8 protein-coding genes and 1 pseudogene are annotated in these 10,149 nt (G+C 60.1%); 5 read left to right on the plus strand and 4 right to left on the minus strand.

Going from position 1 to position 10,149, the window contains the following annotated elements:
- The first annotated feature begins 248 nt into the window (after window positions 1-248).
- Window positions 249-1,289, plus strand: coding sequence for an alpha/beta fold hydrolase (locus AC07VF_RS19405; RefSeq protein ID WP_346625902.1), 1,041 nt, complete (start codon window positions 249-251; stop codon window positions 1,287-1,289).
- 87 nt (window positions 1,290-1,376) lie between these two features.
- Here the strand turns inward: AC07VF_RS19405 and AC07VF_RS19410 are convergent, their stop codons facing one another.
- On the minus strand, window positions 1,377-2,546 hold the full coding sequence (locus AC07VF_RS19410; protein ID WP_463583603.1) for a mandelate racemase/muconate lactonizing enzyme family protein: 1,170 nt from the start codon (window positions 2,544-2,546) through the stop codon (window positions 1,377-1,379).
- Window positions 2,547-2,658: 112 nt separating this feature from the next.
- Here AC07VF_RS19410 and AC07VF_RS19415 point away from each other — a divergent pair, with 112 nt between their 5' ends.
- The gene (locus AC07VF_RS19415; RefSeq protein ID WP_346625904.1) at window positions 2,659-3,567 is read left to right on the plus strand and encodes a LysR family transcriptional regulator; all 909 of its coding nucleotides are present in this window, start codon (window positions 2,659-2,661) and stop codon (window positions 3,565-3,567) included.
- 121 nt (window positions 3,568-3,688) lie between these two features.
- On the opposite strand, the gene AC07VF_RS19420 is transcribed toward AC07VF_RS19415, so the two are convergent.
- Together AC07VF_RS19420 and AC07VF_RS19425 are read right to left on the minus strand one after the other, a co-directional pair.
- Window positions 3,689-3,988, minus strand: a complete 300-nt coding sequence (locus AC07VF_RS19420; protein WP_346625905.1) for a hypothetical protein — start codon at window positions 3,986-3,988, stop codon at window positions 3,689-3,691.
- Window positions 3,989-4,120: 132 nt separating this feature from the next.
- A complete protein-coding gene (locus tag AC07VF_RS19425) occupies window positions 4,121-5,035 on the minus strand; it encodes a LysR family transcriptional regulator (RefSeq protein ID WP_192173641.1) in 915 nt (304 codons plus the stop codon).
- A 459-nt stretch (window positions 5,036-5,494) separates the two neighbouring features.
- Here AC07VF_RS19425 and AC07VF_RS19430 point away from each other — a divergent pair, with 459 nt between their 5' ends.
- Window positions 5,495-6,517 carry a zinc-dependent alcohol dehydrogenase family protein gene (locus tag AC07VF_RS19430; protein ID WP_192173642.1) on the plus strand — a complete coding sequence of 341 codons (1,023 nt, stop codon included), beginning with the start codon at window positions 5,495-5,497 and terminating at the stop codon, window positions 6,515-6,517.
- Between the two features lie 247 nt (window positions 6,518-6,764).
- Here the strand turns inward: AC07VF_RS19430 and AC07VF_RS19435 are convergent, their stop codons facing one another.
- Window positions 6,765-6,953: a hypothetical protein gene (locus tag AC07VF_RS19435; RefSeq protein WP_495010126.1), complete on the minus strand. Its 189-nt coding sequence runs from the start codon at window positions 6,951-6,953 to the stop codon at window positions 6,765-6,767.
- Window positions 6,954-7,040: 87 nt separating this feature from the next.
- On the opposite strand from AC07VF_RS19435, the pseudogene AC07VF_RS19440 reads away from it, so the two are divergent.
- Window positions 7,041-8,543: pseudogene (locus AC07VF_RS19440) on the plus strand (hypothetical protein).
- Window positions 8,544-8,645: 102 nt separating this feature from the next.
- A complete protein-coding gene (locus tag AC07VF_RS19445; RefSeq protein WP_495010127.1) occupies window positions 8,646-10,043 on the plus strand; it encodes an aminotransferase class I/II-fold pyridoxal phosphate-dependent enzyme in 1,398 nt (465 codons plus the stop codon).
- Window positions 10,044-10,149 lie beyond the last annotated feature (106 nt).

Consider the following 10,149-nt stretch of genomic DNA (forward strand, 5'->3'; position numbering starts at 1 on the left):
CGGCTTCAGCCGGGAAGAGGCCGGCATGAGCACCCTCACAGTTGCAGCGTGACCCCCGACGTCTTCCCGGCTAAAGCCGGTCCTACTAAGGCGTGCGGTATTTTGGTGAGCCCGCGTTTACGCTCGGTTTTCCCATGAGACCTGGCCGCGTTGCAAAAACCGCAATGGTGAGTTGAGTTTCCTGGTGATTCACGACCGTTGCAGCAGCCAATAGGATTCAGCATGAACTCACTCATGCAGGTCTCCTAATGACTACTTTCGATTCGGCCAACGCCTCGAACAGCAAACCCGGCGTCAGTCGCCGCGGCATCTTGCAAGCGTCTGCGGTTGGAGCAGCGTCTGCGTTGGCTGCTTCACTCGTGAGCGCTGCACCCGCCAGCGCACGTCCTTCTGCCCGGCACAGTAGCGTCGAGTTCGATGATGCCTTCCGGGTCACGTTCCACACGCAAAAGGTCGGCGATGTCGAAGTGTTTTACCGCGAGGTCGGCGCGAAGGATGCGCCAGTGCTCTTGCTGCTCCACGGCTTCCCGACCGCTAGCCATATGTTCCGTAACCTCATGCCGCTCCTGGCCAGCCAATACCGCCTGATTGCCCCGGATTTGCCCGGTTTCGGCAACACCCTGGCACCGCCGCGAGGCCAGTTCGATTACACCTTCGACAACCTCTACAAAGTGGTCGAGGGCTTCACCGAAGCCCTGGGGCTGACTCGATACGCGCTGTACATCTTCGACTACGGGGCGCCCACCGGCCTGCGCCTCGCGGCCGCCAACCCGGAGAAGGTGACGGCAATCATCAGCCAGAACGGCAACGCCTACCTGGAAGGTTTCAGCGATCAGTGGGACCCGTGGCAGGCCTATTGGCGTGATCCTTCGCCAGCCAATCGCGAAGCCTGTCGCCCGTCGCTGTCGCCCAAGACCATCCGCGAGTGGCAATACGGCACCGGTGCTGATCCCGAGAAGCTCTCGCCCGACGGCTACAATCTGGACATTTTTTACATGGCCCGGGCCGGCGCGGACGAAATACAGCTGGACCTGATTCTCGACTACCGCAGCAACGTCGCGGCGTATCCCACGTTTCAGGGGTATCTGCGCAAGCATCAACCGCCATTGCTGGCGGTGTGGGGCAAGCATGACCCGGCCTTTGTCCCGCCGGGTGCCTTAGCGTTTCGCAAGGACATCCCGACTGCCGAAGTGCATTTTCTTGAGACCGGCCACTTCGCCCTGGAGACCCATGCGGCCGAGATTGCGCAGTACATTCGGGATTTCCTGTCGCGAACGCTGCAGGCGTGAAGATGCCGGTCATGCCACGTCTGAGGTGCAATGACCGGAGCATTTCGCGGATCAGCTGTGGGGCAAGAGGGCTGACGCGATCGCCAATCAGCCTTCACCCAACTCGCGCATCACGGCGTACAAGGCGGACTTCGCTTCAAAGCCAACCCCAGGAATATCCGGCAATCCGACGTAGCTGTTTTCCACCTTGATCCCGTCAGCGAAACCGCCGAAGGGCTGGAACACGTCCGGGTACGATTCGTTGCCGCCCAGGTGCAAACCGGCGGCGATGTTCAAGGACATCTGGTGACCACCGTGTGGCACCACGCGGCGTGACGACCAGCCCATGTCTTCCATTACTTTCAGGGTTCGCATGTATTCCACCAGTCCGTAGGACAGCGCGCAATCGAACTGCAGGAAGTCGCGATCAGGGCGCATGCCGCCGTGGCGCAGCAGGTTGCGGGCGTCCTGGTGGGAGAACAGGTTTTCACCGGTGGCCATGGGCAGTTCGTAGTGATTGGCGAGCTCGGCCTGAAGCGCGTAATCCAGCGGGTCACCGACTTCTTCGTACCAGAAGAGGTTGAACGGCTTGATGGCTTCGGCGTAGGCAATGCCGGTTTCCAGATCGAAACGGCCGTTGGCATCGACCGCCAGACGACGGCCGTCACCCACCACCTCCAGCACCGCCTCGATGCGGCGGATATCTTCGTCCAGTGGCACCGCGCCGATCTTCATTTTGACCACGTCATAACCGCGATCCAGATAGCTCTGCATCTCTGCCTTGAGCTTGGTCTGGTCCTTGCCGGGGTAGTAATAGCCGCCTGCCGCGTAGACCCAGACTTTGTCATCGGCCACGCCGTTACGGTAGCGGTCAGCCAGCAGGCGATAGAGCGGTTTGCCTTCGATTTTGGCGACTGCGTCCCACACCGCCATGTCGATGGTACCGACGGCGACCGAGCGCTCACCGTGACCGCCCGGCTTTTCGTTGGTCATCAGGGCTTTCCAGATGGCGAACGGGTCCAGGTTATTGTTTTCGTGATCGACAAGGGTGTCGGGGTCCGCTTCGGTGATGCGTGCCAGAAAGCGATCACGCATCAGCGCGCCCTGGCCGTAGCGACCATTGGAATTGAAGCCATAGCCGATAACCGGTTTGCCGTCGCGAATCACGTCGGTGATCACTGCAACGACCGAGCAGGTCATCTTGGAAAAATCGATGTAGGCGTTGGCGATGGGCGAGGCAATGGAGACGGTTTTTTCACGGATGTCGACGATGCGCATGGCGGGTTACTCTTGTTGTTCGTGCTGTTGTTAGTGGCCCCACGTTAGGCTTTGCGACGCCAACCGCCCAATGCTATTAATGCCGCACCCTATGCACAGGAGGCATGGCCCCTTGGAACTCGTGTGGCTCGAAGATCTGTCAGCGCTGGCGGAGTACGGCAGCTTTGTCCGTGCCGCCGAAGCAAGGCATGTTACCCAGCCGGCCTTTAGCCGCAGGGTTCGCTCGCTGGAGAACTGGATGGGGGTGGAGTTGTTCGTGCGCACACCCCAGGGCGCGACGCTGACGGAAGCCGGCCGGCAGATTTTGCCCAGCGCTCAGGAGGCCGCCCGGCACCTGTACCGGATGCGCAATGAGGCTCAGGAAGTGGCCGGCATGGCAGCGCGGTCACTCAAGTTCGCGGCGACGCATTCGCTGTCGTTCACCTTCTTCCCCAAGTGGCTGCGAAGCTCGGAAAACGGCGCGCTCATCGAAGCCGTGCAGCTGCACTCCGACAGCATGGCCGTCTGCGAGCAGATGCTGATCCACGGTCAGGTGCAGTTCATGCTCTGCCATCGCCACCCCGACGTCCCTCCGTTGCTCGCCCCTGATCAGTTCATCAGCAAAAAAGTGGGTGAGGACGTGCTGGTGCCCCTAGCGAGCACATCGACTCGATTCGGCTCCGCGCCGGCGGCGTTGCCGTATCTGGCTTACACCCATGAATCCGGGCTGGGACGTATCGTCGCGCACCGACTGCGGGGCAAGGAAGATTACCTTCACCTCAAACCCCTGTTCAGCAGCCACCTTGCCGCGGTGCTCATGTCCATGGCCCTGGAAAGCAAAGGCGTGGCGTGGCTGCCGAAAAGCCTCACCGAACAGGAAGTGCTGGAGGGGCGGTTGGTCAGAGCGCTGGATGAAAGCTGGGATATTCCGCTGGAAATCCACCTGACCCGGCCGAAGGCGCAGTTGAGTCAGGCGGCGGAAGCGTTTTGGGGTGAGGCGGGTGGTGACGTGGGCCTGCCTGTGGGCGGACGGGCTGGCTGATGCGATCCGCTGTCGAAACTCTTAACCAAGACTCGAAAATGTTAACGAGAGGGGGGTGGTACTCGAAAACGTTAACCCGATGGCGTGAAAGTATTCTTACATCTGAAGGCGCCATACCAATTTATGGTTCAACGCTCAATCTCTTCGGCAGCGAATAGTGCTTGATGCGGCAAGGATAAGCATTACCGTCGCCTTTACATGTGCCGTCCAGGTACCGGTAATCAAAGCGCGCCACTTGCCCTTTCTTCGGCCAGCTTCGGCGTGGAAGCACCGCCTGATAGTCCGACGTTTCCGGCGTAAACATGAGAGTCGTCCCTTGCTCCGGGCAGACGACAGTGGCCGCCTTTGCGCTTACTTTCAGGATCTCGGCCTGCAACTTGGGAAATGGGTTTGTCACGACATCAGTAATGCGCAACTGCATCCTGCAGATTTGCCACGATGATGCCAGGGCGGGTAGGCATAACAGTGAACACATCACAGTAAACAGCACGCAGTAGGGGGCCCGATTTTTCATGGTTGGGATTGCTCTTCAATCAATGTGTCGGGCCATTCATTACAAACTATCCGGATCCCCAAAAAACATCTGAATCCGCGACCTTAACCATCTTTCCCCAGGGTCGTTATCCTGCGAGCCGCGCCAGGCCATGTGCAGCTCAAACGTACGCGATTCAATCGGCAACTCTTCCGAGCGCACACCACCCGCAGCCGTCAGCACGGCAGCCGCGTAATCCGGCACGGTCGCAACAATGTCAGTCCCGGCAATCAGTGTCGCCAGCCCGTTGAACTGCGGAACCGCCAGCACGACGTGGCGCTTGCGGCCGATTTTTTCCAGGTGTTCGTCGATGAAACCGCCCAGGTCGCCGGCGAAGGACACCAGTGCGTGGGGGCGGGCGCAGAAGTCGTCCAGGGTGATTGGCCCCGGCATGGTGTCGGCGCGCAGCAGTTTGGGTTTGCTGCGGCGCAGCACTTTGCGCTTGGCATTGGCGGGGAGGTCGTCGGTGTAGCTGACGCCGATGGAGATTTCGCCGGAAGACAGCAGCGCCGGCATCAGGATGTAGTTGGTGCGGCGCACCACCAGCACGATGCCGGGCGACTCCGAGCGCAGGCGCTTGAGCAGCGAGGGCAGCAGGGCGAACTCGACTTCATCGGACAGGCCGATGCGGAACACTGCCGTGCTGGTGGCCGGGTCGAAGTCGGCGGCGCGGCTGACGGCGGTGGAAATGGAGTCCAGGGCAGGGGACAACAGGCCAAAGATCTCGATGGCCCGCGCCGTGGGCTCCATGCTGCGCCCGGTGCGCACGAACAGCGGATCGTCGAACAGCCCGCGCAATCGCGACAGCGCCGCACTGATCGCCGGCTGACCGAGGAACAGCTTCTCGGCAGCGCGGGTGACGCTGCGTTCGTGCATCAGTGTTTCGAAAACGATGAGCAGATTGAGGTCGACGCGACGCAGGTCGTTGCGATTCATGACGGGGGTCTCGGGGGCATTGGTCGATACATTGGCGGCCCAGACGCGCGCCACGTGTTCAGCTCAGGCAGGGATATTACGGGTAAATACCGGTTGTCTGCATCGTTGAATTTACCTACATCCCTGTAAATGAGCTTCGTACCATGCCGCTGACAGGCGCCGATGAAACCTTGACGAGTGAAAATACACCAATGCCTACATACTGGCCCTTTGTAATCCGGGCCGACGCAGCCAGCCTGGAACAAGGGATTCATCGATATTTGGCCTCCGGGTTGCAATGTCGCGGTGCGCACCCAACAATGAGCGCCCTGCAGGCCCGGGACGGCCGCTTGAGATTCAGCGCTGCCTGCACCATCAGAATCGATGGCAGGCATGTCGACTATTAATAGCCACTGATAGTGTTACCGGCGGCGCCCGGATAGAGTTCATGGCATCAAGGTTCATAAGGCGAGGTTCGAAATGTCCCGCACGATCCGTTTTCATCAGTTCGGTCCGGCCGAGGTGCTCAAAGTAGAAGAGCTGCCGGTCGCGTTGCCTGCACCCGGTGAGGTGCAAGTGCGCGTCCAGGCGATCGGCGTCACCTGGTACGACGTGCTGTGGCGACAAAATCTGGCTTCATCCCAGGCTCGCCTGCCGGCCGGTCTGGGCTCCGAAATGGCGGGCGTCATTACCGCCATTGGCGATGGCGTAACCGATCTGAAAGTCGGCGACAAGGTTGCCAGCTTCCCTTCGGCTGACGTCAATGTGTACCCGGTCTACGGCGAGTTGATCCTGTTGCCTCGCACCTCCGTGACTCATTACCCGGACGTGCTGACGCCCAATCAGGCGGCCGTTCACTACACGCCGATGCTGGTGGCGTACTTTGCTTTCGTTGAACTGGCACGGTCCAAACCCGGGCAAACGGCGCTGGTCACCGATGCCAGCCACTGCGCGGGCCCTGCGTTTCTGCAACTGGGCAAGGCGCTCGGCATCAAGGTGATTGCCGCGACCAAGACCGACGCGTGCCGCGAATACCTGCTGAAAATGGGTGCGGACAAGGTGATCGTCACCGAGGAAGAGGATCTGCTTCTGACGATCAACCGCTACACCGACAACCGCGGCGTGGACATTGTCCTCGACGGTCTGGGCGGTCCGCAGATGTCGATCCTGGGTGATGTGCTGGCGCCACGTGGCAGCCTGATTCTCTATGGCCTGCAAGGCGGCAACCAGACGCCATTCCCGGCGTGTGCAGCGTTCCAGAAGAACATTCAGTTCTTTGTCCACTGCGTTGGCAACTTCACCGGCAAGCCTGAACTGGGCATCAAGCAGGACGAAGAAGCGATCAAGCGTGCATTGCGCGACATCAACCAGATGACGGCAGATGGCATGCTGGTGCCGCAGATCACCAAGGTGTTCCCCTTCGATCAACTGGTCGAGGCGCACCGTTTGATGGACGGTTGCCCAGTGGGCGGTCGCGTAGTGGTTGAGGTTGATCCATCCTGAGTGCAGACCATCGCGCTCATTGAATGCTCGACGCTTTTGACCTGGCGTCGGGATTGAGGTGTCGGAGACCGGGTTCCAGGTAACCGCCCTGTCAGTCACGGGTCACGTTGTATCACTCAAGCCTTCCCGAATGTTCTGGAAGGCTTTTTTGTTTATTGGATGTTTAATTGAATGATCAATCCGCCAAGTGTGTGTGATTGATAAGTCTTTTCGAATCAATGGACTGTTCGTTTTAATAAACCCTTATTTAAACATCCTCGTTTAATGCTTGTTCGGACTTGTCGAAAAGAGAACCTTCACGTGTCGGCAGTAGCTGGCTTGTAATTGTTTCGGATGCGTCGATAATAGTTTCAATAATTACATGCTCAAGGAACGAGTCGATGCCTGTTGACCTGCCGCCCTCTGCTTTGTCTGATAACCGGCCCGCTGCACTCATGACTATCGGAACTCCCTTATGTATGGATATCAAGCCAGCAATAGGGAGCAGTGTTACCGTGCTGATCAGTCGTCGGGTATTGAAGCCATGAGTTCAATGCACGAACAAGCCATGAACTACGTCTATCAGCAAGTGCTGCAACGCCTCTCGGGTTATTTAAATCGCAACGAACGAACCGCCCTTCAGTTATTGATCCAGCGTTTGATCGTCGCTGCGGGCGGCATAGACAGGATCGGCGGCTATAAAGTGCTGGTGGCATTCAGCGGCGGCAAGGACAGCGCCTATACCGTGGCCATGTTGCGTGCCGCTCAACTGAGCATCGCCGCACGGGGGCCGGCAACGTTCAGGCTGCGGGTCGCCAATATGCGCCATGCAGGTATTACTTCGGCGGTGATGGGCAACATCGACCGCTGTTATTCGGCGCTGTTTCTGCACGACGACCCGAGGGTCGAGCTGTTGGTGATCGATCACCAGTACGTGCAGATTTTCGAGCCCGATTTGCCTTTTTCGACCGCGGGTCGTGAGCAGAATCGCTCCGACGTGCTGCTGGGCGGGCATCTGACGGCTGGCGATGCGCGGACTACCTTCTGCAACAGCTGCTACCTGGGCATGGCGGACTTCATGGTTCGCGCTGCTTGTTGGGGTGGCGGGGTGAATGCGGTCATCAGCGGCGACTCGCTCAAGGAGCAGAAGCAATACGCGACGTAGATCATGCGTCTGGCGCGCCATGGCGGGCAGAAAATCGAGCCCTGGCACACCTTGGGTTTCAGCGGGGCATTAAGCGTCATCGACAGTGTCGGGCGCGCCTATTACGAGGAGCTGTACGGCGAGTCGGCGGAAGCGTCGGGCTGCTGCCGGCCCCCGGTCTACCCGAACAGAACCATTGCCCCGACCTTGCTGACCGCCGCGGACCTCATCGGCTTTCGCACGGAGGAACACTGGGGGTTGCTCACTGATTTTCTGGGCTTTCGCTTTGATGACCTGGCGTTCAGCTTCAGTGAATCGGACTGCGCCAATCCGCTGCTGATGGCCCATCTGCGCGGGCTCAAGGCCGAATTTATTGAAGGGCGTGCCTACAGCGATGGCATCGCCGAGTACCTGGAGCTGGCGGCGGCCGTGATGCGCCGCAAACGCATGCCTGCCCGATTGATCGCCCAAGCCCTGGCCGCCTACGACAGCCCGGAAAAAATCGACGATCGCCGGCAGCTTGCCGAAGGCTACGGTCAGGAGGCTTTCGGCCTGGGCGAGACCCAATGGGTGTGCCTGCTGTTCTCGCCATTTGTGGACGCCGGCGCACGGCTCGAGGATTTCCTGCGTCGCTATCACCCCGGCATGCTGGTGGGGCTCAGTGATCTGCACAAGACCCTCGCCGGGCAACTCGTCCCGGACCTGGTGCCGCACTGGCTCGTGGAAGTCAGCGGCCTGAGCCTGAAGGGGCTGCAATCGCTTTACGCCAAGCGCCACGTGGACTTCAACGACGACCGTTCGATCATCGCCCGGGTCCGTGCCAGCGATCCCGACAAGCGCCGGGTGGCGACGGTCGATCCGCATACCGGCGCCCTGACCACGGAACTGATTTCGGGGCGTTGAACGCTGCGAGGTGAACTGACGCGACGTGCTGCGTTGAGCCTCGGGTGGTCGACGGGGCGCTTTCTCAATGACCCTGCGCCTGGCGCACGGATGGGGTGTTCGATGAATAACAACAAGACCGACTTTGCCTATCAGATGGTGTACCGCTACCTGCTCAGGCTGACCAACGAACTGTCCGCCGGACCGGCCGTGCGCTTGCCCTCGTTGCGCCTCCTGGCACGACGGCTGCGAGTATCGATTTCCACGGTGAAAAACGCCTATAGCCTGCTCGAAAAAGAAGGGCGCATCTGCGCCGTGCCCAAGTCCGGTTATTTCGCGCTGCCCAACCCCTGCAACGACATGCCGCTGGAAGGCGATGACGTGTTCACGCGTTTTCATGCCAGCGCCCGGCGCCCGGACATGTTCGTCTTCGGCGCCGATGAGCCGACGCTGTTGCTGTCGCTTCACGGCGCGCTGTTGAGCGTCGAGCGCGACCTCATGCGTCATTATCCCTGCCAGCCCGACCCGCGATTTCAGCCCTTCGGTGATGTCGAGTTGCACACGGCGCTGGCCGGCCACTACACCTCGTCCACCGAGCATTGCTGGCACCCGGACAACGTGTTTATCGGGCCGGACAAGACCGGCGTGCTGAAGACGGTGATTGAAGCGCTGCAACTGCGCGACGGCGCCGTGCTGGTGGAGTCGCCGTGCGGCTGGAGCATCCTGCGCACGCTGCAGACGTACGGGATTCGGGTGATTGAAGTCTGCACCGACGCCCAGGGGGCAATCGACGTCGATGAGCTGAGCGCGGTGATCCAGCGGGAAGCGGTGAAGATGGCGATTGTGTCGTCGCAGATGGACCCGATTCGCGGGCAATTGATGCCTTCCGCGCAGCGGGCGCGGTTGGCAGAGGTGTTGAATCTGCATGGGTTGTGGGTGCTGGAGAACGATACCCATGGGGCCCTGTGTTTCGAGGAGGACCGTTCGCCGTTTCGGGATTTGATTGATCCGGAGCGGCTGTTGGTGGTGGGTGCGTTCGACAAGATGATCGGGCTGGAGGCGCCGTTCGGGTATTTGTTGAGCCGGCATTCGCGGGCGCTGTTGCATCAGCAGTGGGTGTTGCGTTCGTTCCGTTTGCCGCCGGTTCGGCAGAAGGCGATTGCGCGGTTGTATGCGTCGGGGCAGCTTGATCGGCACATGCGGGAGTTGCGTGGCTGTCTTGAGCAGCGGGTCGGTGAGTTGGCAAGCGGGGTGGAGGCGTATCTGGGGGATGAGGTGGCGTTTGTGCGTCCTCGGGGTGGTGCTTCGCTCTGGCTGGAGAGTGTGCATCGGGTGGATACGGCGCGGGTGTTCAATCGGTTGCTGGAGCAGCGGATTGTGGTGGCGCCGGGGGAGTTGTTCAGTGTGCGGGGGTTGCATCAGCAGTGTTTGCGGATCAGCGGGACGGTGGATTGGGATCAGAATATTGAGTCGATGCTGGTGGTTGTTCGCAATGCGTTGGTCCAAGAGCGGCTTGTTTAACGGTGCGGCTTATGCAGATCAAGATCAAAATCAAGGGCGTCGGCCTAACGGCCTCGGTTTCGCCTTCGGCGAGTTACTTGGAAAAGCACCCCAAGTAACCAAGGGT

The organism is Pseudomonas sp. GW821-FHT02H06 (assembly GCF_059421525.1).